This is a genomic window from Algoriphagus aurantiacus (assembly GCF_035156405.1).
Classification (GTDB): domain Bacteria; phylum Bacteroidota; class Bacteroidia; order Cytophagales; family Cyclobacteriaceae; genus Algoriphagus; species Algoriphagus aurantiacus.
Genome location: NZ_JAXRUT010000002.1, coordinates 313,569 through 338,215 on the forward strand (window position 1 = coordinate 313,569; position 24,647 = coordinate 338,215).

The window sequence follows — 24,647 nt, forward strand, 5'->3', positions numbered from 1 at the left end:
TAGATGAAGCATTTTTTGATCATAATCAACTTAAAAATATAATGAAAAAGAAAAATTTATTTCTGAGCATATGCACAGTTTTTGCTTTAATTATATCAATATTCCTTTATATGAATAAAGATAATTTTGCCTATGTAGGATCAGTAGACATTATTGAAGTTGATTGTAGTAAAAAACATCAAATCTTAAACGAAGTGTATGAAAGTGACCAAATGATTAGAAAGTCAAAAGACCTAATCAAATACGCTAAAGAAGATCATAGGAATCAAGAATTAGTAATTAGCATTATTGAAAAGTGTGGAATGCCAACATTAAATGAAGTGTCTCAAAAGCATATGACTGCAATATGGCTAGCTTTGCAACATACTACTGAGAAATATAGGAAAAAGTACTTTCCGCAGATAGAAAAAGCAGTAAAAAATGGTGACTTATCTAAAGAACAATATGCAGTGATGAAAGATAGGATTTTAATGGATGAGGGCAAACCACAAATATATGGTTCACAATTAATAAACGGAAAATTGTATAAATTAGAAAATCCTGAAACTGTAAACGAAAGAAGAAAGGAAATGGGAATGGAAACAATAGAGGATTATTTAAGAAATTACAACATTCAGTTTAATCCGAATTAAGAATACCACACGTAATAGTGTGTATAATGAATGGCTAGCAATCGAAAACTTACAAAAACCCTATCGAATTTTCCATTTGTTATGTATTTGCTAAACTATGGTGCATAAAAATCCCACTAAATTATAAGCATGACCGTTAAAGCTTATTGTGCTGATTTGCAATAAAAGTAAAACGACAGCCGACATGAGTGGAAGTATATTGCTAACGTGATTGGTGATTTTATCGGCTACAATGATGATAAAATTAAGTGACAGCGTTTAGCTTTTTTAATTCGAGATGTAAAAAGCTGATGAAACCATATTTTAGTTGGAAACTTTCAAAATGTGCTAAGAAGCTAAATGACCCTAGCAAGGGCAAAAAAACCTCGGAACCAAACAGCGAGGAATCGGAATGCTTATCAATTCCGAACCAGAAATCCAGCAAAAGAAAAAGTATCAAGCAAAGAATTCGATACCGAAGATGTGAAGATCTATTCCCTCAGGATTCCTACCGCCATGTTTGATAAGCTTAAGCATGAAATCGGCAGAGAGACTAAAGCGTCAATGAGGGATATGATCTTGACTGCGATTTCGAAGCATTATGGGATTTAACGTTTAGGTATTTATACTGGTGTGGTATTGGCAGCACTCCTGCTTAAAAAATATAGATACCGTGATATTCGTCTGCCCAATTTATAACGTCCTGCCACACTTGCAAAAATACCCATGTTAGTAGTGTTATTTGTCTGACTCTAATCCGCAAATTATGTATCCAACAGACGCGTTTGACACTTCCCGGCCTCTTTAAGTAAAACCTCATTTTTATTTTAGCTCAAAGATATTCGGTATACTAAAGGGAAGAAGCGAGCCGGAACCCCATAGCGCCGTAGCCAAGCTGGTTGGGGATGCGATGGGCTACGCGGCTTACAGCGGGTTCGCTGGCCCAGTTACCGCCGCGGATAACACGATGAGGTCCTGTTGCAGGGCCTTTCGGATCATTTCCTGGACTTTTACCATAATAGTTTTCATCATACCAATCGTTGCACCATTCAAATACATTTCCCGACATATCATATAATCCCAATTCATTGGCCTCTTTTTGTCCAACCGGATGAGCATTTGATCCGCTGTTGGCAGAAGTCCAGGCTACCGCATTGATATCATTACTACCTGCATATTCAAAATTCTTGCTCTCTGTACCACCTCTTGCAGCATACTCCCATTCTGCTTCTGTGGGCAAGCGATAGTTTTTACCAGATAGGGTATTCAATTTTTTTATAAATGTCTGTACGTCATCCCAGCCTACAGCTGTTACCGGGCAATCCATACAGTCCTCACGACCAGCAGGATTGCTGCCCATAACCTTTTGCCATTGTGCTAGTGTAGTTTCGTACTTAGCTATTTTAAAACTTGCTAGAGTAACATTATGTATCGGCTTTTCATTAGTATTCTCCTTGCCACCCATAGCAAACATGCCGCCTTGCACCGTTACCATATCGGGCTCATAGATATTTCCAGTTGCACTGGTCGTTGTGACAGAATCAGAATTAACCGCGGATGCGTTTCCTGATTTATTCGAGTTGCTTTGCCACCACCAGATAACTATTCCCCCTATAAGCAAAACTGCTATTAAAATGTATTTTAGTGTTGAATTTTTTGCCGGCGCTTCCAGAACGTCTGGGTTACAAATGTTTTCTCTATTTTTCATATCCTATCAAAATTGATTCAGCGAATCTTCGCTTTGGTTCGTGAAGACACGCATTGTGTCGAAAAAGCCCGAACTGCGTCGGGCTTGCGCAAATACGTAGTTGAATACTAATTGGCTTTGTCGAAGACAGTCGTCCAGGAACGCGCGCTTTCGTACAATTTTGATTTAGCTTTAGTCTGAACTGAAATAGACTTGCCTTCATTGCTTAATTTCCAAACCTCTGTTAGGTAAACAAGCATTTGTTCTCGAGAATTTACTTTATAAGGTGTGGCAATCATCAGGTGTACAATTGAGTTAACAGTCATAGTTTGTCCATCAGCTGACCACTTTACGGTAAATTTCTTCCCTCTTTCGGTGCCATGATTAATTTGGCTTTCTTTTCCATCAAAGGTTAGTGTTTCCTTGCCTACAACTGGTGCTGTACCAGGAAACGAGCTTGATATCTCTATATTAAGAGCATTTTCCTGCTGTGATATTTTCATAAAATTAGCCAGCATACGATCACCAGAATCGAAGCTGCAAACAATATTTCCGCCCATACTTATTGACTCTTTGGATTTCCATTCACCAGAAAAGTTAGCGCGATGAGTGTCATTTTTTTCTTGGGCCTGTACAGCAAAATAAATTAATCCTGTTAACAGGATAATCAGGTAGGACAAAACGTTTCTTTTACTTTTCATATGATTAAACTTGTTTTTAAGTGGCCATATGGAATCTCGCAAAGTAAATAAACATACCTCTGTGTGTCGTTTTCGACATGCTCAATTTCATTTGTTTATTTCTTTGTGATTATCCGCAATCAAGCCAGTAGAGGAGATGTTATTTCTGCCCGACTGCACTTTTAAAGTCCGTGATGGCCTTTCCATCATAACGATACACACCACCTCCAGAGCCGAACCAAATATTTCCATCATCATCTTCTAAAATCCCCAAAAGCATTGCTGGTTGTGACTGTGACATTATTTCGGTTACAGTGGGCTTTTCATTGTACAAGGACTTTGCATCATAACGTGAAAGTGCCCAGACGTTCCCATAGAGTTTGACTTCACCGGTAGTCCAGATATTTCCTTTTTTATCTTGGATTATTGCATAGGCCCCTCTCTGCGATACGTGTGTAAAAGTGTTGCCGTCATAACGCCAAAGACCGTCAGGGGCACCGAACCAAATGTTGCCTTTTTTATCTTCGATGATTGACCAAACGTTGTTAAACGCCTTGCCATCTTTGTTTTTTAAAACGGTAAATGTTTTCCCCTGTCCGACTTCTCCATTCAGGCGGGCATCATAAACAAACATATCTTCGCCGTGTGCACCAAACCAAAGCTTGCCGGTTTTGTCTTCAAGGAGTAAGCGAATATTGTTACTGGGAAATCCATCTTTTGTGGTAAAGCTCCGAAAAGATTTCCCATCGTAACGGCTTGCTCCGAACCAAATATTACCGGCTCTGTCTTCATAAATATCAAGCGCTGAACTAATGCCAGTCCCATCCTTTGCTTTAAAATGCTTAAAGCCGTTCTGTTCGGCAGGCTGGAAGTAAACACCCGAATCTTGGGAAGCCAACCAAAGGTTTCCTTTTCTATCTTCCAACACATCCCAGAAGGTCGGCCACTCTATTGTACTTGTCATATTGGTAAAACCTGCCTGTCCGGTAGGCAGGGATGCTCCATCGTATCGATAAATACCTAAATAAGAAGCAATTAAAATGTCCCCGTTTTTTGCTTGCCTTACATTCCGAACCATACTCATAGGTACCTTCGAAGCGGCCGCCTCTTTAAGTTGAGACTCGGATAATCCTGATCTATGGCTCCTGTTATTTTGTTTTGGTACGCTTGTTTGCTTTTGTCCACAGGAGGTGTGACAAATAAGCATCAAGACCAACGTGTAAATCTGTGCGTATTTCATGAGCGTATTTTACTATCTACTGCCTTAATTGATTCGCTTGCCTGACATCTCTTGCCCATTCTGGAAAAGAATTAGCTTGTCCGTGCTGCTATGCTCATTTTTCACGAATAAGATTCTATCATCTACTGCTTTCATGAAAAATTTGTTTTCTGATTCTGCGTATAGTTCATGGCGAGGTTGACCTGTGGCTTGTGCATAAAATCGGGCACCTTCCTTCGTTATTGAGATCACGAAAGAGGGTCTCAACTCGTACTTGCCAACATAGGTATCCAATATTTTTTCCTCAACAGTTGCCTCCTTAGGATCGGCAACTTTCTCACCCATTTCATTTAATTTTCTGATGGCGTTCATACTATAAGGGTCCAGTTCAAGAGATTTTTTATAATCCATGATGGCCTGTGCCTTTTCACCATTTAACATGTATGCTTCTCCCCTGCTATCCCACACGTTGGCCGATTGAGGATACTCCAATACATTGAGGTTGAATACTGCAATAGATTCTTTGATTTTACCTATACTGATAAGCCCATATCCCAGTTGATTGATCTCCCCCTCGTCGAGATAATAAGCAGGTTGCTTCCTGATCTTCTCATACTGTATCAGCGCTTCTGCCAGGGAAGCAGTCACAAGCGTTTTACCTAGAACATAGGCAACTGATATTTTAGGCAGCTCAAAAGATTGGTTGTACAATATCTTCAGGATATTATTTTGCATAGCACCTAAATCAGTGCCACCAGTATTATTGAGCAATACCACCAGCTGTTTGTTCGTTGGAATCCGGATCAACGATGTATTGAAACCATTAATGCCACCCTGGTGTGACATCACCTGAACGGAATCTTTTAATTGACCAATCTTCATTTTGTAGACCCCCCAACCATAGGCATAACCGTTTTTATAAGGCGTAAATAGGAGAGCTTTCGAAGGGGCAGATAGAAGCTGATCGGTATACAAGGCTTGATCCCAAAGGGCTAAATCTTCAACAGTTGAATACAGAGAACCGGCAGCATAAGGAATAGACATATCAAGATAGGGAGCATTCTCATACACTAAATTCCATTGTTGGTAGCCGGAGGCCCGCTTGGGTAAGACTTTGTAAAACACATCATAGCCAGTATTATGCATCTGTAGAGGTGTAAAAATATTCTCCTGCAAAACTCTTTCATAGGGTTTACCGGTTACTTTCTCGATAATGAACCCGAGCAGGAAATAACCTGAATTACTGTAAGTAAAAGCTGAACCTGGCTCAAATTCAAGAGGAAGGTCTGAAAACTGTTTAATGAAGTCGGCGGGACTGTATCGGTTGCGGCCAATTTTTTCATTAAAGCCGGGAAAGTTGGTATAATTGGGAATGCCAGCGGTATGGGTGAGCAAATGGTGAATGGTAATTTTGTCCCCGGTCGCTTTGGGGTAGTCGGTCAGGTAGTCGGTAACTTTACCCTCCAGCTTGAGTTTGCCTTGTTCTACCTGCTGCATGGTCAGCATAGCGGTAAACTGCTTGGTGAGCGAACCCAGGCGAAACTTTGTATCAGTCGTATTGGGAATGTTCCATTCCATATTTGCCAGACCGTAACCTTTCTTAAAGATCACCTTTCCGTTCTCTGTAGCCAGCACAGAGCCGTTGAACTTGCCATTATCAACATACCTGCGCATGAGATCGTCGATTTGTTTGGCTTTTTCCTGTGCAAATGCCATTGGGATCAGCGCAAACAGCACAAAAACAGTTATATAATAACGAGTTAGTGAATACTTTTTTTTCAGCATCATAATCGGGCTAAGTAAAACGTTTCTTTTATTTTCCATCTGTTTATAATTGGTCTTTCTAAGGTCGCTCCGAATAGTCGGGGCAGGCTCGATTTTATATCTTCGCCTTGGTTCGTGTCTCCACGAACCAATAAACATAGTCTTCGAAAGTTTCGGTGCGTGAAGACACGCACCGAGGCGTAGGAACTGAGTTGGGCTTGTACAAAAAAAGTCTTTGCATACTAATTGACTTTATCAAATACGGTCGTCCAGGAACGCTCACTTTCTTCAGAATTTTCTTTTGCTTTGGCCTGAACAATAATAGACTTGCCATCATTGCTCAACTTCCAAACCTCTATTATGGAAACAAGCATTTGTTCCCGGAGATTTACCTTATAAGGAGTGTGGACCATCAGGTGTACAAGTGAGTTAACAGTCATAGTTTGTCCATCAGCTGACCACTTTACAGTAAACGTCTTCCCTCTTTCCGGGCCATGATTAATTTGGCTTTCTTTACCGTCGAAGGCCAGTTTCTCCAGGCTTGTAGCCAGGGCTGCGTCAGGAGACGGGTTTGGTACTTCTATGGTTAGAAAATCTGCCTGCTCTGCTATTTTCATTGTTTTAGAGCGCATACGATCACCGTCGTCATATGTGCAAACAATATTTCCGCCCATACTTATCGACTCTTTGGATTTCCATTCACCAGAAAAGTTAGCGCGATGAGTGTCAGTTTTTTGTTGGGCCTGTACGGCAAAATAAATTACTCCTGTTAACAGGATAATCAGGCAGGACAAAACGTTTCTTTTATTTTTCATATCATATCTAATTGATTTAGCAAAGATTACTTTGACATCGTGAGGGTCTTTCCATCAAAACTATAACGGTCAGATCCAATCCAAATACTTCCATCGTCAGCCCCTAATATCCCAAAAGGCAGATTTCTACGTCCTTCATATTTTGTCTTTATTACTGTTACATGTGGCTTTTTATCAGACAATGACTGTTCATCATAACGGTAAATGGGGCCACCTATACTAGTCAGAACGTTTCCCTTTTTATCTTTGATTATAACACCAGCACCCATCTGATCAATTTGGGTAAAGGCACTGCCATCATAGCGCCAAAGACCATCGGTGCCGAACCAGATATTGTCTTTTTTGTCTTTGATTATAGCCCATACGTTCCTGAAAGTTTTGCCGTCTTTATCGGTAAGAGTCGTTAATGTTTTTCCATCATAAATGGTGATATCACCCCGTGTGCCAAACCAAATTTTCCCCGTTTTGTCTTGAACGATAGCATGAACATCATTATTGGTCAATCCATCCGAGGTTGTAAAATTTTGAAACGATTTTCCATCATAACGGCTCACTCCACCCCCAGTGCCAAGCCAAATAATGCCATCTTTATCTTCATAAATAGGCATAACCGAATTATGTGCAAGCCCATCCTGGGTTGTGAAATTTTGAAAGGATTTCCCATCGTAATAATAAGCACCTGAGCCATAGGTGCCGAACCAAAAATTCCCTTTTCTATCTTCTAAAATAGAAAAAATGGGGTCTGGGATCAGTTTACCTGTGATATTAGTAAACGATTTTCCATCGTATCGATAAACACCATCACTTGCTGCAAACCAAATGTTCCCATTTCTATCTTGCTTGATATCCCAAACGTTAGTAGTGATTGAGTCTTTGATTTCGGACTTGATAGCTATAGGGTTAATATTTTCTTTTGGTTCCTTCGTTTGGTTTTGTCCACATGAGGTGTGAAAAACAAACATCAAGAATAAAGTATAGACGCGTGTGTACTTCATAATTATTATTTATTGACTGTCTTTATTTTTAAAGTCCATGATGGTCTTTCCATCATACCGATACACCCCGCCTCCAGATCCAAACCAAATACTTCCATCGTTAGCTTCCAATATTCCCAAAAAGTCCATATTTCCCCCTGACATGATTTCGGTTACAGTAGGCTTTTTATTGTACAAGGACTTTGCATCATAACGGGAAAGAGACCAGGCCTGCCCAATTTGAGGAGGCTCATCTGCACCGGTGGTCCAGATGTTTCCTTTTTTATCTTCGATTATAGCGTAAGCACCCTTCTGAGATACTTTAGTAAAGGTGCCAGAGCCTGTCCTGAGCGCATCCGAAGGTTCATAACGCCAAAGACCATCAACGTCACCGAACCAAATGCTTCCTTTTCTATCTTCGATTATCGACTGGACGTTGTTAAAGGCTTTACCGGCTTTATTTCTGAAAACAGTAAATGTTTTTCCATCATAAAAACAGGGCTCCCCTCTTGTACCAAACCATAATTTCCCAGTTTTGTCTTCCATGATAGTAGTAAGATCATTACTGGAAAGTCCTTCTTTCGTTGTAAAATTTCGAAAAGAATTCCCATCGTAACGGCTTGCCCCACCTCCCGCCGTGGCGAACCAAATATTACCGGCTTTATCTTCATAAATTTTCATAACCGTATTATTGGCGAGTCCCTCCCTGGTTGTAAAATGTTGGAAGGTTTTGCCATTGTAATTATAAACTCCGGAATCAGTGGAAGCGAACCAAAGGTTTCCGCGTCGATCTTCCAGTACGTCCCAGAATCTGTGCGAACCTATTTTACTATTTGTGAGATTAGTAAACGATTTTCCATCGTAGCGAAAAACACCACTCCAAGATGCAGCAATCAAAATGTCTCCGTTCCTGGCTTGTTTTACATTCCGAACCATACTATTAGGCACCTTGGAGGTAGCCGCTTCTTGTTGAGACTTAGAGTATGGTTCTTCTCTACTGGACTTGATATTATCTTGTGGTACGTTTTTTTGGTTTTGTTCTTTACAGGAGGTGTGCAAAACAAGAATCCAGAGCAAAGTATAGACGGGAAAGTATTTTATCATTTTGTCGTTTTTATTACCTTACAATTATCTGATCCAGCGAATCTACTTTGATATCTTCCGTCCGAAGAATCCTGATTGTAAAGAAGAATGTAAACTTTGTAAATAAAATTTTGACACAATGGATCTCAGGCAAAACCTCCTCTCCGAAAAACGCAACTACCTGTTTGGTTCGGTCATGCTTATCTTTATCTCTTTGATCTGCGTGGGTTTCAGCATGCTGGGCAGTGATGACTTTGATCTTGCCAGGCAGGAAGTTCTACTACGGAAAATCGGGCATGAATTACTCTTGCAGTCAGGCGACAGTACATCACGGGTGCTTCCGGTAAAAAAGATCGCCGAAAATGAATATCAGATCAGTTTTGAGAATGAGCTTAGTTTTCAACCCGACACCCTCGTAAATACTATCCAAAGTTTGTTAGCCGAAGGTCCCTTTGCACGTGATTATGTTGTGAACGTAGTGAACCCTGCCAATGCCAGTGTAGTGTTTGGATATGCTATTTCAAAAAACAAGAAGGATGATATTATAGCCTGCAGAGGAAGAAGGCAACCTATAGGATGCTATATGGTCAACATTAAATTTAAACCATCGGGTATCATTACAGCAAAGAATGAATATTTTTTGGGTGGTCTGTTATTTTTAGGACTTGTTGGATTCATTTTTTTGAGATATGTCCAGCCGCGGAAGACCTCACCCGATAGTCGGAATAAGGATTTGCTCACTTTGGGCCCCATGTCATTCGATGCAGAGACCCGCAAGCTTATGATAAATGGAAAGACCATCGACCTGACCAGAACTGAAACCCGTGTATTGCACATTTTTGCTTTGTCTCCAAACGAGGCTATAGAGCGGAGCCGGCTACAAAAAGAGATATGGGAAGACGAGGGTGTTATAGTGGGACGCAGTCTTGATATGTTCATATCAAAACTCAGAAAAAAACTGGAGTTTGATCCGAACATAAACATTGTTGTTATACGAGGCAAAGGATATAAACTTGAAATCAGCTCTTAAGGAGATCTTCCCTCTCCAAACTGATGTTGTTAGAATTCAATTTGGATTTTGTAAAACTTTATAGTAACTGTAAATTTACACAGAAGGGTTGTTTTTTACAGTCTGACTAACGAACTTTTTAAGGGCCAGGTCGTCTTATTTGAGACCGTCCCGATAAATATCGGGATGCTTCTTTATCTGTTGAAAAAACTAAAAGTTGGCAGTCTGTAACTGCTTGCACATACTCGGAAGATGGAATTTGATAAGTAAAACTATTTAGGTCAACAGCAAAATTATTCTCATCTAGAAAATAACGTGTAATTTCTTCACCCTTATTATTGTAATAGCAAACTCTTAAAATGCCATCTTCAACAAATGCTACTTGTCTGGCAATTTTTCCTGCTTCGGAAAAATAACCTTCCTTTTTTAGTTCAATTTCTTTCGCCTTGCTTTTTATCAGGTCAATTTGTTGTTGGTTCAGTTGACCAAATTGAAGCAAATAATTTATCAGATTTCCCATCGTCACAAGTTAGCAAGTGTCATTTTGTTAGAGGTTGTCAAATGGCAAATAAGTTGAGCTTTATCTGTTCGTCAGCCTGAAAAGTCTTTATATGAATTTCATTCCCAGGATCCAGCATGGGATACAAATACTCATAAATTGATTTTTTCCATTTGTCCGGTAGCGTCCTTTTGCCTATCACTCATTTGTAAAGTGACTTCCCACTTATTCCCAGACCATCCTCGATCACGGAAATCCGGATAAGATGCTTATGCATCACCAAAAACTGTCTGGTCAGTGAATCTGCGATCATATAGTTCTGCTTTGGAGATTGAATCTATCCCCAAAGTTATCACTTGCCTGCTGAATAGGTAAGACGTCCGATTATCCTTTCGGTTTCGAGTAAACTAATTGAATCACCCGAAGTATAGCTGAACCGGCTACAGGGAAAACATATAAAGGAAACTATTTCCCCGGTCTCTAATCTGGCAGTAACCTGATACGTTTTTTCTATTTGGAAAGTACTTGGTGAAAACATGCTGGGTACACCTGTAAATGCTGACTTTCTGCCCCCATTTAATTTCTTACTTGAAGTACCGACCACCGCACCCTCCACTGTAGTAGAAGTACTAAGCATTTCATTCATCAGTATTACAATAAGGAAAAAAACACAAGCCCTTACAAATATCCTCCACAACTGGTCTACGCTTGCTGTTAACTCTACATCAGCTTCTCTAAACCACCCATCATCATATTCATTTAAACACCTCACAATCAACTGTTTATGGATACATAAATATAAGATAGTTTTTAAATTCAGGAAAACCTTGTTGTCATGCACTGGAGGTGCTTTCCACTCGTTCGCTTCGCAATTGCCTATAAGTACAAATTAGGTAAAATCTGTGATCATAAAGCTTTTCAAATCAATCCTAAAGTATCCCTATACATCAAAAAGCTATTCTTTGACCAATGTTCATCCATAGTAATTGTTCTAAAGAATCTGCATGATGTTCTTTTAAAATTTGTTCTGGATAGAAGATGGGTTCATCGCTGAGATCAAAAGTGCCATAATGCATGGGAATCCATTGTTTTGCCTTTAGATCCTTAAATGCTTTAATCGCATCTGAAGGACCGGTATGTGCAGAACGCATAAACCATTGCGGTTCAAACGCGCCGATTCCTATCATGGCAATGTTTATTTCATACTCATTTCCTATATCTGTAAAATGCTGTCCATAGCCACTGTCACTTGCAAAATATATTGTTTTGTTGGTGGCTTTGTCTTGTATCATAAATGAGCCCCAAAGATGAATATTGGTATCGGTAAGCCACCTCCTCGACCAATGCTGAGATGGTAAATAGTCAATAGATAGCGGATCGGCTGTGTTGTATTGTTGATACCAACCTGCTTCCTGAATTTGGTTTTTCACACCCCATCTTTTCAGGATTTTTCCAATTTCTAAACCTGTAAGTATTACAGCATCGGGATTGAGTTTTACGAGTTGCTTTATACTGTTTTTGTCTAGGTGGTCACGGTGGTTGTGCGAAAGCAAAAGATAATCTACATTGTTTAATTCCGACAAGTTAAATGGGACTTTCGTGTAGCGCTTTAATAACTTGTTTGATGCTACTACAGGGTCAATTAACAGTCTTATGCCATTGACATCCACTATAAATGAAGCATGGCCTAACGGAATAATAGCATTACTTCTTTTATGTGTAATATTTTCAATTTTCTGAAAAGAGAGTGATGATTGTTGGGCTTTTTTGAGTTTGGCCAGTGGCTTGTCACTTCGAATCCAACGCAAAACTTCACCAAACCTTTTTATGTCATCACCATATAAATTTGTATATAAGCCATTACTATTTAATCTGTTGCCTCCCCATTCAGATTTCACGAATTTTAATTCGCTGTTATATTTTTTTAATTCCATAGGATAGTTCTGCTTGTAAAAGATTGATTTTCTTTCTTTCTGGCAATTCTATTACCAATTGATTTTGAAGTTAGTACCATTTTTTTTCGTTTTTGTAAATAATGTGCACAACCATTTGTTGTTATGACGCAACGATCAGTTGCTGTTTGACAACTTTTCATTGTTTTAGGCTCATTCTATAAGTCGTTGTCTCAATTTTTCAGGTTCTCCCTCCCTTACCGAGCAGAATTACTGGACATTTGAATGTATCCTAACTCTTCATTAAAAGTAAATTTGAAAATGGCTGGAATAATAGGCTGTTTATTAGGCACAGCTCAGCTACTGTCAGTACGATAGTTATCCGTTCTATCTCCCATTCATATCCTATCCATCTACGATGTCTGATCGGACATGCATTGTAAAAGCATCGGAGGAGCACCGCAGCAAAGTATAGGTAAACCTTATAGAACTCCCTATTAGCGCCCTACTTGCTCCCATGAACCTCCCTTATTCCCACGGAGAATCAAGGGAACTGCAAGGGAGTATTAAGGGAGGATCAAGGGAGGAACTCAAAGGAATCTTTTATAGACTTAGCAAGAAGGATCAACGCTGATATGTACTTGGAAATGTTGCCTCCTTGTTTTGGCAATATGTTTCTGCTTGCCTGCATGAATCAAAATCTTCCCCCTCAGAAGCTTTACCATGACCAATCAGAATTACTGCAGGAATCGTTACCTATTAAAATCATCTGCAAACACCACCTTTCCTGCTGGATCAGAGAGCCGCACAAAATCTATGGATCCGCTCCCATCAAAAACATAGGTCAACCCAACAATTTCCCCAAAATCCTGTTTGAAAACCTCTGTATAAACCCGCTCCCCATTGATCTTTATTTCAGCTTTTTTATCCCTCACTTCAATTCCTATTTCCTGGTAGTTATACACCTGCTGTCCCAGTTTAGAAAGGTCATTATCGCTTCCTCTTTTACTGATTTCCCCTAGCTTATAACCCGCATAATTTTCACAGCCCTTTTCCACCAGTGTCACTGTAAAAATATGCTCTTCTGTTACTATCAGAACAGTTAGCCATGGGCAATTACTAGTTATCAATTGATCCGTTTTCACCCGGGTATGTAAGCTGAAATTATCAGAGGACAGGTTAAATACCTGGCTGTTACTCACACGGGTCTGAAACACTTTACGGGTATCTATATTTTTCGATTTCAGCAACTCCTCAGTCAAATGCAATTTACCATCAGAAATGATTTCATGCTCTCCAAAATCCACAAAGCGATCGTCCGATTCGTTGTAATAGGCGTGCGCTTCCCATCCGTCACTTAAAATATGGACAGGCACCTTGGCAATGATACTGTCGTTGGCATATAATTTCGCCCTATGAAATCCTGATTCATAATAAATACTGGTATATACCTTTTTATCCGGGTCTATCCGCTGTCTTCTCCAACCATTCCAGGATTGTTGGATGAAAAAACTGTCAGCCTTCACCTGGCTGACATCATAGGTAAAGATAAATGTATTGGGCACTCCTATGGATAAGGTTTTGTCCGCCTTGAAAAGCATTGGACCTTCTATTCTTACTCCTTGAGACCTATGAAAAGCAATGATGGTTAACAGGCCTACTATTCCCAGCGCCAGTGTCCCAAACTTCATAGAGGCAGTCCATCTTTTGCCTGATGGGACTACTGGTGATGGAACAGGGTCTAGCTTTTTATTACGAAGTTTAAAATCCTGCCAATCTGAGTAGTCTAGCGCATTTGCCAATGCATTGAGTGTGGCTAGCTGAGGACCTTTTTTAAACTGGTTCTTCCAAAGTCGCTTTAAGGTAGAGAGACTTATATAGACTCCCACATTTTCCTCAATATAGGTTGATAGCAACTCAAGATCCTTTTCACCATAGCCATGGCCATTCCCAAAAGAGAATTTCTTTTCCAGTTTACTTTTGCAAAGTTCGATGTATTCGTTTTCTGAGTATTGCATGAAGCAATAAATTTAATAAAGATGAGGGCAAACACATTGATTACTTCAGAATGACCGAACTTTGACCGAATTCTGAATCGCCTCCAGACCCCAAAAGGCCTAGGTTTGTATGAAACTAAAATCTACACCTATGCGCAACATCTTGCTATTATCCCTATTTCTACTTGTATTCAACAGCCATGCACAGAATTCTCCGAAAGACTGGACTGTTCATAACCGGGAGGTAACTTTTTCAGAAGAAGTCATTCACTTGAACGCCCAAGAGAACGATGGGATACTGTGGTTAACAACATCGGATTTTCAAAATGGAACTATTGAAATAGACATCAAAGGCCGTGATCTTCTAGGGCAAAGCTTTGTGGGTTTAGCCTTTCATGGGCAAAGTAACGAACAGTACGATGCGGTATATTTCAGACCATTCAACTTCCAAAGCCCAGAGCGAAACAGCCACTCAGTTCAGTATATTTCCATGCCAGGGTACGATTGGGCAACTCTGAGGGAATCCGAGCCTGGAAAATACGAGAACACCATCACACCAGTTGTTGATCCAACTAGCTGGTTCCATGTCAGGCTGGAAATCCAATATCCCAAAATAAACGCATTCATTAACGGTGCAAAGGAAGCTTCACTGTCCATCGAGCAGATCAGTTCCCGGTCCTCAGGTCAAGTGGGACTATGGGTAGGGAACGGTTCAGAAGGCTGGTTCAAGAATATTAAACTATCTGAAAGTGGGGATTAAGATTTTATAGAATTGTGATCAGTGGACGGTGGGCGCACAGAAGATAGATTGTCAAAGTGTCTTGAATGATTCCATCAGTCCGGGAGTTAAGCCCCTTTTAAGGTGGACGTAGTCAGGTCATCATGGTGTCTGGGTGGAATTTTTCTGCTCTACTATCTTGCCCATGGCTAAAGCAATCCACTGGATTGTTATTGACACCTCGTCCTACATTTCATCCTTACCAATTTGTAATTGGCTTTTCTACCTCACCCCAGCCCTCTTCCCGATACGCTGCGCTATCGGGACAGGCACTTTAGGAGAGGGAGCATGGCTCTGATTTTCCCCACATTTCCCTGGCGGCTTCGGCCTTTTTGGCTTCATCCAGAATGTAAATGCTAAATGAATCCAACCCCCAAAGGGCAGTGAACAAGCCAATGGCCAAAAGCAACCACAATTCCAGTTTGAGGGTTATCATTTACTCCCGAAAGTAAATTCCTCTGACATAGAATAGGCTAAGCGAATGTTATTCTTCTGTTAGATAAAAAAAAATCGAAACGTTGTGTTTCGATTTCCATAGAATTATTCCTCTCAGAATTACTTCTTCTTCGATTTCTTCTTTTTTTGAGCAGATTTTTTCTTAGCCTTCTTTTCTTTCAGCTTCTTTTGGGCTTTTTCTTTTTTGGCTTTCTCCTTTTTCTTTTTAGCTGCTTTTTTCTTGGCTTTCTTATCCTTCTCCTTTTTTCTATCTTTTTCTTTTTTCTCTTTTTTCTTGATTTTGTCACGCAGTTTCTTTGATTCCTTGAGATCCTTATCCTTTGGATTTTCAGCACCCTTAACTGATTTATCCACAGTTAGACCTTTCCCAACAGCACCATCCATATCATTATTTAATTTTGTAGTAGGGCTACCAGAACTAACTTTTGCAGGAGAAGATACTGCATCAGATTCTTTAGTCTTTCCCTGATCATTAGCGTCAGATTTCTTGTTTTCTTCCATTTCAAATACTTGATTTAAATTACTTTACTATTAATTAAATATTAAGCAAAAGTACAAATATGGGCCCGGTTGTTAATATTAAGTTTTCATCTTACTCAAAAACTTAACATTGGAAATACTTAGTCTTTCTGCCCATGACCTTAGTTTTTAATTGTTTCAGGATTGAGGTAGAATAAACTCAGAAAACTCCTCAATAATATCCTCTCCCGACCGTCTGGTAAACCTCAGGTTGAACATAATATGAGAAAGTGAGGTGGATTTGTGTTTTTTTTGGTGGGTAAGGGACTTCACCCCATTGGAACAACAATCTGTTCGGACTTCAGTCAGAGTTCTAAGCACACACAGCACTTTAGCTCGGTATTGTTTATTTAAAAGGTGTAGCTGAATGCTTCTCATTTCATTGTTCCCCGCATTGGTGGGGCAAGAAGTGCTGCACACCCAATAAAAGCTTAGTTGTTGGATGAAGTTCTCAAATAAAGAACTATTTATCGTTTTTAAATCAAAGTGGTCAAAGTATAAACGTAGTGCTGAATTAAAAGCTCTTTATTTTCGGTTTTCAGATTTTAAACAATTCAGTTAGTTCAAATTTGGCACTTTAGCCCGAAATTAGTTTATAAAATTGTTATGGTTATTGCTTATTTTATATACTCGTATGTTAGAAGTAGAAGGTCATTATCAAACCTTTCCGAGTCTATTAATTTCCAATTAGCTGTAATCTGAGTTTTCCCAAATAACGGGGTTCCTCCTCCAAGAGTAATTGGATTTAATTTTATTTTTAACTTGTCGATTAGCCCATTTTCTAGTAACCAGCCAGCAAATTGTCCACCACCACATAAGTAAATGTCTGTTGGCGAAGTCCTTTTTATCTGTATAATTTCATCTGTATTGATAGGTTTTAATTCAACTTGGTCACTTTTATTATCAAATTTTAACTTATTGGAAAAAATATAATGTTTCATATGCGGGTATGTGGGTGATGGCTGTCCCGGAACAACACCAAACTTATAGCCAAATTCATACGTACTCCTACCCATGATTACGGTTTGAAATGATTTTAAATCTTCCAGATATTTTTCAACTCCATTACCTTGATAAAGGAATCTACTAACATCATCATTTGGCCCTGATATATATCCGTCAATGGAACTTGCTACATAATAAATAATCTTTTTCATAATTACTCTTTTAATGAATTATTAGGTTTATTGTTCTTTAGACACAAAGTTTTGCATATATAGTTTTGGCGGTTATCTATCAAATATCCTTCATTCAAGAATATTTTGGTTCGAAGACCAAATCCCGAACATAAGAAAATCTAGCCATTTGTGCTGAAGGCGACTGGCATTTAGTAAAAGTGCAACTTCATTCCTTCGTGTGTTGCTTTAAATCCCAAGTCCTCGTAAAATTTAATTGCTTCTGATCTTTTTTTATCTGTTGTCAGTTGCAGCAAATGTGCATTCCGTTCTTTCGCTCTATTGATTGCCCATTCAAACATTTTTTTTCCAATACCAAGTCCTCTTTTATCTTTTCTAATCCTCACAGCTTCTATTTGTGCTCTTATTCCCCCCTGATAGGTCAGATACTGAATAAAAGACAATTGCAGCGTTCCTATTATTTCAGAATCCTCGTTTTCAACAACAATTAATTCTTGATTTTGGTCAGCATTTATATTGTCAAAAGCATTAAGATATTCAGTTGGTAATGGTGTTTGAAAATTTTCTCTAGTTTTTCCAAGTTCATCATCCGCAATCATTTCCACAATTAGCGAAGCATCGTTTCTTGTTGCTTTTCTAAATTTCATTTTTAGTTTAGTTTCATCCGCCTGCTTGCCTTTGGCGAATGTTAGCGGTTCTCTGTTTATTGTCTGATTTCAAAATCCCCTTTCCTGATAGGGTAATCCTTTTTGATTTTCACAGTATGCCTTCAACCTATAAAGAAACATTGCCCAGTTATAACTACACCATCGATAAAAGTCTGTTCGCTCTTTCCAATCAAAGTGTTTAAGAATTACTGTTGTGCTATTATCCTTTTCAATGAGTTCAAAAGATACTCCCGTTCCTATCCATTCTTTATCAGATGCCAAACATTTCCAAACAATCTTGCTGTTTTCCTTCAGTTCAATTATTTTAAATTTAGTGATATACCCTTCATCAAAATCAAACTCATTGACAAAACCAATTTCAGGTTTTACTTTTAGTTTTTTTGTCCACACTTGTCCTAAACCTTCTTCTGAAGTTAATGCTTTGTAAACTGTTGAAATAGGTGCTTTAAGGTAATTGATTTGTTCTATACTGTCCATTTTTCATCTGTTTATAATTTGATTTTTTAATGGTCATCCTGTCCCGATAAATATCGTGAGCTATCGGGAGGAAACTAGCATTACGGATAATCATCCCTCTCTCGAAGCAAGTTCGGGACAAGTTGTGTGACGCTTTCATCATGCTCGATTTCATCTATTTGATATACTTTTCTTAAAAGTTATTCTTTATACAGTTGTTTGCCGCACCGTGAAAGTAAAAGCCTAGTACGGGTATCGGAGCGTTTCACTGTCCGCCTACTGCAAAGTTTGATAAAAGTTAAAATACTAAATCTAGCGATTCAATCCACATTACGCTTATACATTGTAGTGGTGTTGATTTGTTATTCTTCGTGAGACATATGTGTGGATATTGCAATGCGATTCCAAATGTTAACTGTTCCAATTTGCATTATTATTTGAGCAATTTCGTTGTCGGTGAAAAATTTACATCCGGCATCAAAACTTTCCTCCCTCAATCCGTGGTCAGATATTAAAGTTACCTCATCTGTGATTGCCAGAAGAGTTTTTTCCTTTTCAGTAAACAGTGGAGATTCCCACCATGCACTCAGGGCAAATATTCTTTTCTGATGTTCTCCATCCTTTAAGGCCTCACAGGCATGCGTTTCTATACAATATGCACAACCATTTATTTGAGATGCTCTTATGTTTATCAAATTCCTCAAAGTCTTATCTAAGCCTGTTGAATTAAGATATTTCTCCAGGCCAAATATGGCTTTATAAGCATTTGGCTCTAAATCTTTAATACTGATTCTTTGTTTCATTATTTTTGTTTTTTTAAATAGTTATCCAAACTATACGCATATTGATTCACCGTACCTAGTAAGAAACATGCACTGGCTCCTATCCAAACTGAATAAGCAAAGGTGGATTTAATACCGAATGCCAGTGTCATGGTTACTGCAAAAAGAACCAGTAAAATACCTGATGCGAAGCTTATAAATTTCGTCTTATAGCCTATCAATAGTAAAAGGGCAAAAAGAATCTCCAAGGCAGTCGCTATAATAGCCAATAATCCTCCAACTTCTGGAGGTACAAAAAAATTGAGTTTGTTGGAATAAACTAGAAAATGTTCCCAGTTTCCCCATGAGGCATTCGCACTTCCAGGCTCGCCCCAAAAACCCAAACGGTCTGCTACCGCTGATAGAAAAGCAGTAGCCACTGCTATACGTACAAATAATTGAATATTCTTTTGGTTCATCCTCTTGAAGTTTATATGGACAAAATTAAATGATCCACAAGTAACTAGAGGTTAAACCAGTTTAAGAAATGAGGTTACCTTTTTTTTCTTAACTCACTTAGATATTCAGGGGTAAACCCCAAATAAGAAGCTAGCATATATTGTGGAACTCTTTGAACAAATTCCGGGAAATGAGATGAAAAATGATGGTACAATTCTTCTCTTGACAAGTCATAAAGAAATTTGATGCGAAACTGTGCTGCCGCATAAGCTCTTTGGGTGACCAATCTGAAATATCTCTCCAGTTTAGGTACATCTTCAAGTAATAGCTCAAAGGAAGACGTATCAAATTCCATTATTTCGCTGTCCTCAATTGCTTGGATATAGAAAGAAGAAGATTTTTGAGTAGATAAACTCATATAATCCGAAATCCACCAATTTTCAATGGCAAATTGAGTGATTTGCTCTTTAGCATTTTCTTTGATGAAATACATTCGTAAACAGCCTTGACTTACAAAATAATTGGATTGGCAAGTACTGCCTTCCTGCAACAAGAATTCTTTTTTTTTAAGTGAGATTACCAGGATGTCTTCATTGATTCGTTTTATTTCGGAATCTGTCAGAGAAACATAATTTTGGATATGTCGAACTAAGTTTGTCATTTTTTTTTTAAATCGTATGCTTAAATGCACCACCACGCCTGTCTTTCTACGGTAGTTTGCTTTTGAAGCTGCGTCCTGTCCCCAAATTTGAAACATTGTACGAAGATATCGCTCCGTTTCCGAATCGCTTACACCCGGAATAAAAACCCCGGGGCAGGCATTAAAGATCTAAGTGTGCTGGACTATTACTCTAAATCAAAGCCTGAGATTCAATGAACCGAGACTGAGCGTAAAAAAATGATCCCTTAGGATCATTTTAGCGAAAGGCCGGGATGCAGGGAAGATATGAGACCTCCCGAAAGCTTTAGGGATCGGTGGTGAGAGAGGCGCATCGTGGGCTTATGGCTCATGGCCGTCTACTCGACTGCACCTCTAGTCGGGTTTCAGCTGTTCTAATATTAAAACTCTTCGCTTCCATTCATTTAGCGCTTGAATTCTTTATCTGAGATTGCTTCTCCGAAAGTAATCCTGTGACCATCAATTGTCCGAATTGCAAATTCACGTTGTCTCCAAGGTTTGTTTTCGATGTCGCCAAGAAATTCTACTTTCCTTGTTTTATACTCACTGTATAAATCATCAATGTATTCGACCTCAAAATATCCAAAATATGAGTGGTTGCCGATTTCGTTCGCTGATTTTTCGTCTGGACATTCTCCCAACATTATTTTTATATTGTCACGAACCAAGAAATGCCACCCACCTTCATCCCATAGTGTTTTAAAACCTAGTTCACCTTTATAGTAGTCCGAGGATGCGCGCAAATTCTTGACTGCTAATACATACCTATTTCCTGTCATTGTTGATTTCATTACGCTTAAATTAATAGTTTAAATCTATTCTCATAATACAGTCCAGGTCAATTACTGCCAACGGGATTCAGTTTGGAGACGGCGGGCATTCGGAGGTGTACCCTTCAAGCTTACTCCTAACTTCTTAAAGATACTGATTTTCATATTTTCTTGGTACTGCCCACTGTACCCAAGGTGATGTCGGGGCAGGGTGCTTTAATATATTTCGTTCTTGTTCCCGTTCAGCCCTCATTACGCCTATACAATGTGGCAGTAGTTTTTACTTTTTCACCTGTTAATTCGGTGTTCTCTTTTGTAACCCAATACTTAACTATTAATAACACAATTATAGGGACACCCCAAAGCCCAATTAATGAAAACCAATCACTTATTATATTCCCACCTTCTGAAATTAGTAATCCATTCCGTAACGGGCCTTTTGAAAAAATGGTGTTAAAAGTAAAATTCCAACCTAGGTGGAGGCCTAGGGGTAGAAAAATAGATTTTGTTTTTGAAAATGCTAATGCCCAGGCACAACCCATCAATCCAGTACCAATAAATACAAAAAACATTGGAATAATATTTCCAAATATTCCAAATGAAAACCAATGGTAAATTCCAAATGCTACTGCAGAAATTATAATTCCTTTTCTTGCTCCAATTCTTTCTATCAGAATAAATAGCAGTGCACCTCTAAAAAGTAATTCTTCTGTCAACACAGATTTAAAGTCCCACCAGAACATGCTTAAAATTAAGTCCGTGCCAGCCTTTTCATTCAAATGCAAACTTGATGATCTCAAAAGCATTTCTAAAAATTCTACACCAATGCAAAGTATTGCGGTAATTAAAAATCCGATTGCCAATTGCTTTAGTCTTTTTGAAATTGGTAAAAATCCTAGTGATAGGATATTTTTCCTCTCAATCAGATAAAGTAGTATCCACGAAATTATCAATTCTACTAAAATTCCTATCATCCTTTTTTTTGTTTTTCAAATTACCTCCAAAAATTATATATACGCATCTTCAGTTAGAATTGCGTCTATATCCATTATATCTAAGATTCAATATTTTAAAGTAATTTATGGATCAATACCTAACCCGACAACACCAGATCCTGATCTCCCCTCAGTTTTAGGATGCATCCTCATAAAATTTCACCCCAAAAGGCATGTCTTTAAGCTGTATGATATCCGAAGTGGTTCCTAGCACTTCATCCACCAGACCGTATTCCTTAGCTTCCGGAGCGCTCATGTAACGGTCTCTTAGAAAGAGTTCCTCGATTTCCTGCCAACTATGGCCTGTATGGTTGCCGATGATGTGGAACAGCTGTACCTGCAACCGCTCCTGTTCTCTGGTAGCTATCCGTACATCTTCAGTATAGCCTTTGGAACCTCCGCTGGTGGGATGCATATGCACGGTCGCATGGGACAATGCCTGGCGATTGCCTTTCTTACCACAAGAAAGTAATGCCGTTGCCATGCTGCCGGTAAAACCCACCGCCACTGTATTGACTGGAGCGGAGATCATCTGCATGGTATCGTAGACCGCCATGCCTGCATATACACTGCCTCCAGGGCTCTGGATGTACATGCTAATGGGCTTTTTGGAATCCTGACTATTGAGGAAAAGCAATTGTGCCACCAATAGATTGGCCAGTTGGTCATTGATGGCGCTGCCCAGAAAGATTATGCGTTCCTTTAGCAGCAAGCTGTAAATATCATAGGATCTTCCATTGTATTCGTTTTGGTCAATGACCATGGGAATGAGCTGGGATGTATTGGCTGCAATCATTTTTTAACGCTTAAAGAGATTCAAAATTTGTTGTTTAAAATCATTATGACGGGGAATAAAAAAAAGGTGATGCCTGATTTCCCTTATTTCTTCCCGTAGTTTCTCCCTGCCGTATTCACGAATAAGCAGGTAAGCCTTTTCCTGTTGCTTCATCTTTTCCGATAAGTCTGGATCCAATTGCAATTTTGCTGACATCAGCAAGACATCTCCCTGAGAGTCACCCTGGATATAGGCTTCAAGCTCTTTGATTTCTTTAAGAGAAGTCCTCATAGGTCAATGATTTTCTTTTTACCTGATCTCTTACTTTTTCCAGACATTTGTATTTCTGAACCGTAGCAGAACGTGTTGTGCGGTACCCAAACTTTACGGCAAGTTCATCCATGGAAAGCTGGTCGTAATAAAATGACTTCAGCAAATCCATACATTTTTGACCTGCGGATTTTAGAAATACCCACACTTGACTTTTTTCCTGATCGGCGGACATTTCAAATTCCACCACTTCCTCCAATTCCTCCGTACTGCTCTTCTCCATCTTATAGAAAGGATCACGAAATCGCCTATACCATAGATGTCTTGCTATCCCGAACAAATAGCCTCCATCCCGACGCACTTCTAAGCCAGTCACCAGCTGCTCATAATAAATGATCAGACTGTCCTGAAAAATATCCTGGGCATCCTCAAGGGAGCCGCCCCTACGGCTTACAAAGCTTGCCAAATCCGGAAAAGATTCCCGATACATCTGCAGGAAAAACCTCCCTCTGCCGCTTTTTGACTTCAAGTTCTCTTTCATTTTCGATTGTCCGTGTCGAGTCAAGTTTACGACTAGCCCTGCCCGACATTAAATGTTTTCAATAAGATGTGTCTTATTTTAAACTTATATCACCCATGGATGAATAACAATTTGCTTCCATAGGACACACAACGGGTTCAGTGGAATGTACGAAGGTATAATTAGCGAAAGAATCCATACCTGAAGGGCAGTCTTACCCGTAATCTATCTTAAGACGAAATTCCAATTTAAACAGTCTGTCCCAGTTATTTTTATAATGCTTTTACAACTTGGGTTTCTGAAGATTCCCACCAATTTCGAGCACTGGTAGTTATGGGAGATGGGAGTAAAGCACAAAGAAATAATCGATAAAAGTTTAAAAAAATGTCCCTATGTAGTCTTTCTTTGATTCAACCCAAAATGTATTAGCCTATTCATTCCGGTTGCTAATGAACAATCTGGAATACAAGCATCAATGCTCCTTTCCCAAAGAATTGTCTTCGGGATTGATTTAGTATACTCCTAATTCCAGAATACACATTATCTGATTTTACCTGGTCTTTGTCACTATAGCTCAGCTTAATCTCAGCTACTTCAAACAAATCAATTTTTCCTTCTAAAACATCCATAATTTTATGTGTTTATAGTTGCTTTTTATTGGCCACATAGAATCTCGCTTGGAGGATAAGCATCTCTTGTGTGTCGCTTGAATTATGCTCGATTTCTTTTCGTTTTGGTGAACAATGAATTAGGACACTCATTCAGGTCTTGGAAGAGATAAGACCATGAGGAAAAGAAATAAATAGTGAGTTGAAGGCGAATGGCTCTATGCCGGAAGCTCATGGGCGTATCGGTCCCAAGGACTAACTTTGGATGAATTCATGGGCAAAAAATATCAGGACTTAGCATGTCTCCCTAAAGAATCATCTACTTAAATACTTCAGCAAAATGCAAACTGTCTTGCTATACAGTAAAAGTACAGAAAGCCGTTTAATATCTGAGTAGTCACGATTATTTTGAAGTTTGGCCGGACATCACTTCCTATGCTTCTAATCAATTGTTGATTTGAAAGAGCTTCACTTATCACCAATTCTTATTTGAAATTAATCTAATTAATGTTTGACTCAAATAATCCGGCTATTATATTTGCGTCTACTTATAATCAATCTAAATAA

General features: G+C 39.0%; 29 protein-coding genes. 4 read left to right on the forward strand and 25 right to left on the reverse strand.

What is annotated here, in order from left to right; translation table 11 throughout:
* Positions 1-41: 41 nt before the first annotated feature.
* Both SYJ56_RS03265 and SYJ56_RS03270 read left to right on the forward strand, forming a co-directional pair.
* Positions 42-632 (forward strand): DUF6624 domain-containing protein, encoded by a 591-nt coding sequence (locus SYJ56_RS03265; protein ID WP_323832199.1) that lies wholly within the window; start codon positions 42-44, stop codon positions 630-632.
* A 339-nt stretch (positions 633-971) separates the two neighbouring features.
* On the forward strand, positions 972-1,223 hold the full coding sequence (locus tag SYJ56_RS03270) for a hypothetical protein (protein ID WP_323832200.1): 252 nt from the start codon (positions 972-974) through the stop codon (positions 1,221-1,223).
* 238 nt (positions 1,224-1,461) lie between these two features.
* Here SYJ56_RS03270 and SYJ56_RS03275 read toward each other — a convergent pair whose 3' ends face one another.
* The 7 genes from SYJ56_RS03275 to SYJ56_RS03305 all read right to left on the reverse strand — a co-directional run bounded on the left by SYJ56_RS03275 (position 1,462) and on the right by SYJ56_RS03305 (position 8,854).
* Positions 1,462-2,319, reverse strand: coding sequence for an SUMF1/EgtB/PvdO family nonheme iron enzyme (locus tag SYJ56_RS03275; RefSeq protein ID WP_323832201.1), 858 nt, complete (start codon positions 2,317-2,319; stop codon positions 1,462-1,464).
* Between the two features lie 107 nt (positions 2,320-2,426).
* Positions 2,427-2,999 carry a hypothetical protein gene (locus SYJ56_RS03280; protein ID WP_323832202.1) on the reverse strand — a complete coding sequence of 191 codons (573 nt, stop codon included), beginning with the start codon at positions 2,997-2,999 and terminating at the stop codon, positions 2,427-2,429.
* Between the two features lie 139 nt (positions 3,000-3,138).
* A complete protein-coding gene (locus tag SYJ56_RS03285) occupies positions 3,139-4,218 on the reverse strand; it encodes a ligand-binding sensor domain-containing protein (protein ID WP_323832203.1) in 1,080 nt (359 codons plus the stop codon).
* Positions 4,219-4,242: 24 nt separating this feature from the next.
* Positions 4,243-6,021 carry a serine hydrolase gene (locus SYJ56_RS03290; protein ID WP_323832204.1) on the reverse strand — a complete coding sequence of 593 codons (1,779 nt, stop codon included), beginning with the start codon at positions 6,019-6,021 and terminating at the stop codon, positions 4,243-4,245.
* A 182-nt stretch (positions 6,022-6,203) separates the two neighbouring features.
* A complete protein-coding gene (locus tag SYJ56_RS03295) occupies positions 6,204-6,776 on the reverse strand; it encodes a hypothetical protein (RefSeq protein WP_323832205.1) in 573 nt (190 codons plus the stop codon).
* Positions 6,777-6,802: 26 nt separating this feature from the next.
* Entirely contained in the window at positions 6,803-7,771 is a 969-nt protein-coding gene (locus SYJ56_RS03300) for a ligand-binding sensor domain-containing protein (protein ID WP_323832206.1), read from the reverse strand.
* Positions 7,772-7,780: 9 nt separating this feature from the next.
* Complete coding sequence (locus SYJ56_RS03305; protein WP_323832207.1) at positions 7,781-8,854, reverse strand: ligand-binding sensor domain-containing protein; 1,074 nt, start codon at positions 8,852-8,854, stop codon at positions 7,781-7,783.
* A 118-nt stretch (positions 8,855-8,972) separates the two neighbouring features.
* On the opposite strand from SYJ56_RS03305, the gene SYJ56_RS03310 reads away from it, so the two are divergent.
* Positions 8,973-9,863, forward strand: a complete 891-nt coding sequence (locus SYJ56_RS03310; RefSeq protein WP_323832208.1) for a winged helix-turn-helix domain-containing protein — start codon at positions 8,973-8,975, stop codon at positions 9,861-9,863.
* A 118-nt stretch (positions 9,864-9,981) separates the two neighbouring features.
* Here SYJ56_RS03310 and SYJ56_RS03315 read toward each other — a convergent pair whose 3' ends face one another.
* The 4 genes from SYJ56_RS03315 to SYJ56_RS03330 all read right to left on the reverse strand — a co-directional run bounded on the left by SYJ56_RS03315 (position 9,982) and on the right by SYJ56_RS03330 (position 14,251).
* Complete coding sequence (locus SYJ56_RS03315) at positions 9,982-10,362, reverse strand: Crp/Fnr family transcriptional regulator (protein ID WP_323832209.1); 381 nt, start codon at positions 10,360-10,362, stop codon at positions 9,982-9,984.
* 331 nt (positions 10,363-10,693) lie between these two features.
* Positions 10,694-11,113 (reverse strand): hypothetical protein, encoded by a 420-nt coding sequence (locus SYJ56_RS03320; protein WP_323832210.1) that lies wholly within the window; start codon positions 11,111-11,113, stop codon positions 10,694-10,696.
* Between the two features lie 175 nt (positions 11,114-11,288).
* Entirely contained in the window at positions 11,289-12,275 is a 987-nt protein-coding gene (locus tag SYJ56_RS03325) for an MBL fold metallo-hydrolase (RefSeq protein ID WP_323832211.1), read from the reverse strand.
* 710 nt (positions 12,276-12,985) lie between these two features.
* A complete protein-coding gene (locus tag SYJ56_RS03330; RefSeq protein WP_323832212.1) occupies positions 12,986-14,251 on the reverse strand; it encodes a hypothetical protein in 1,266 nt (421 codons plus the stop codon).
* A gap of 130 nt (positions 14,252-14,381) precedes the next feature.
* Between SYJ56_RS03330 and SYJ56_RS03335 the strand changes: the two genes are divergently transcribed.
* Positions 14,382-14,990 carry a 3-keto-alpha-glucoside-1,2-lyase-like domain-containing protein gene (locus SYJ56_RS03335; RefSeq protein WP_323832213.1) on the forward strand — a complete coding sequence of 203 codons (609 nt, stop codon included), beginning with the start codon at positions 14,382-14,384 and terminating at the stop codon, positions 14,988-14,990.
* A gap of 292 nt (positions 14,991-15,282) precedes the next feature.
* Here SYJ56_RS03335 and SYJ56_RS03340 read toward each other — a convergent pair whose 3' ends face one another.
* From SYJ56_RS03340 to SYJ56_RS03405, 14 genes are all read right to left on the reverse strand, one after another.
* Positions 15,283-15,444 (reverse strand): hypothetical protein, encoded by a 162-nt coding sequence (locus tag SYJ56_RS03340; RefSeq protein WP_323832214.1) that lies wholly within the window; start codon positions 15,442-15,444, stop codon positions 15,283-15,285.
* 119 nt (positions 15,445-15,563) lie between these two features.
* Positions 15,564-15,965, reverse strand: a complete 402-nt coding sequence (locus SYJ56_RS03345; protein WP_323832215.1) for a hypothetical protein — start codon at positions 15,963-15,965, stop codon at positions 15,564-15,566.
* A gap of 635 nt (positions 15,966-16,600) precedes the next feature.
* Positions 16,601-17,140, reverse strand: coding sequence for a dihydrofolate reductase family protein (locus tag SYJ56_RS03350; protein WP_323832216.1), 540 nt, complete (start codon positions 17,138-17,140; stop codon positions 16,601-16,603).
* A gap of 170 nt (positions 17,141-17,310) precedes the next feature.
* Positions 17,311-17,766, reverse strand: a complete 456-nt coding sequence (locus SYJ56_RS03355; protein WP_323832217.1) for a GNAT family N-acetyltransferase — start codon at positions 17,764-17,766, stop codon at positions 17,311-17,313.
* Positions 17,767-17,835: 69 nt separating this feature from the next.
* The gene (locus SYJ56_RS03360) at positions 17,836-18,264 is read right to left on the reverse strand and encodes an SRPBCC family protein (RefSeq protein ID WP_323832218.1); all 429 of its coding nucleotides are present in this window, start codon (positions 18,262-18,264) and stop codon (positions 17,836-17,838) included.
* Between the two features lie 341 nt (positions 18,265-18,605).
* Positions 18,606-19,046 carry a carboxymuconolactone decarboxylase family protein gene (locus SYJ56_RS03365; RefSeq protein WP_323832219.1) on the reverse strand — a complete coding sequence of 147 codons (441 nt, stop codon included), beginning with the start codon at positions 19,044-19,046 and terminating at the stop codon, positions 18,606-18,608.
* Complete coding sequence (locus SYJ56_RS03370) at positions 19,046-19,483, reverse strand: DoxX family protein (protein ID WP_323832220.1); 438 nt, start codon at positions 19,481-19,483, stop codon at positions 19,046-19,048. Before SYJ56_RS03370 ends, SYJ56_RS03365 begins: the two co-directional genes overlap by 1 nt.
* Before the next feature lie 74 nt (positions 19,484-19,557).
* Positions 19,558-20,124: a Crp/Fnr family transcriptional regulator gene (locus SYJ56_RS03375; RefSeq protein ID WP_323832221.1), complete on the reverse strand. Its 567-nt coding sequence runs from the start codon at positions 20,122-20,124 to the stop codon at positions 19,558-19,560.
* A 422-nt stretch (positions 20,125-20,546) separates the two neighbouring features.
* Positions 20,547-20,933 (reverse strand): VOC family protein, encoded by a 387-nt coding sequence (locus SYJ56_RS03380; RefSeq protein WP_323832222.1) that lies wholly within the window; start codon positions 20,931-20,933, stop codon positions 20,547-20,549.
* A 221-nt stretch (positions 20,934-21,154) separates the two neighbouring features.
* A complete protein-coding gene (locus SYJ56_RS03385; protein ID WP_323832223.1) occupies positions 21,155-21,886 on the reverse strand; it encodes a CPBP family intramembrane glutamic endopeptidase in 732 nt (243 codons plus the stop codon).
* Between the two features lie 157 nt (positions 21,887-22,043).
* Positions 22,044-22,703 (reverse strand): ClpP family protease, encoded by a 660-nt coding sequence (locus tag SYJ56_RS03390; RefSeq protein WP_323832224.1) that lies wholly within the window; start codon positions 22,701-22,703, stop codon positions 22,044-22,046.
* Positions 22,704-22,706: 3 nt separating this feature from the next.
* Complete coding sequence (locus SYJ56_RS03395) at positions 22,707-22,973, reverse strand: hypothetical protein (protein WP_323832225.1); 267 nt, start codon at positions 22,971-22,973, stop codon at positions 22,707-22,709.
* Positions 22,957-23,493, reverse strand: coding sequence for an RNA polymerase sigma factor (locus SYJ56_RS03400; RefSeq protein WP_323832226.1), 537 nt, complete (start codon positions 23,491-23,493; stop codon positions 22,957-22,959). Before SYJ56_RS03400 ends, SYJ56_RS03395 begins: the two co-directional genes overlap by 17 nt.
* Positions 23,494-23,918: 425 nt before the next feature.
* Positions 23,919-24,101: a hypothetical protein gene (locus SYJ56_RS03405; protein WP_323832227.1), complete on the reverse strand. Its 183-nt coding sequence runs from the start codon at positions 24,099-24,101 to the stop codon at positions 23,919-23,921.
* Positions 24,102-24,647 lie beyond the last annotated feature (546 nt).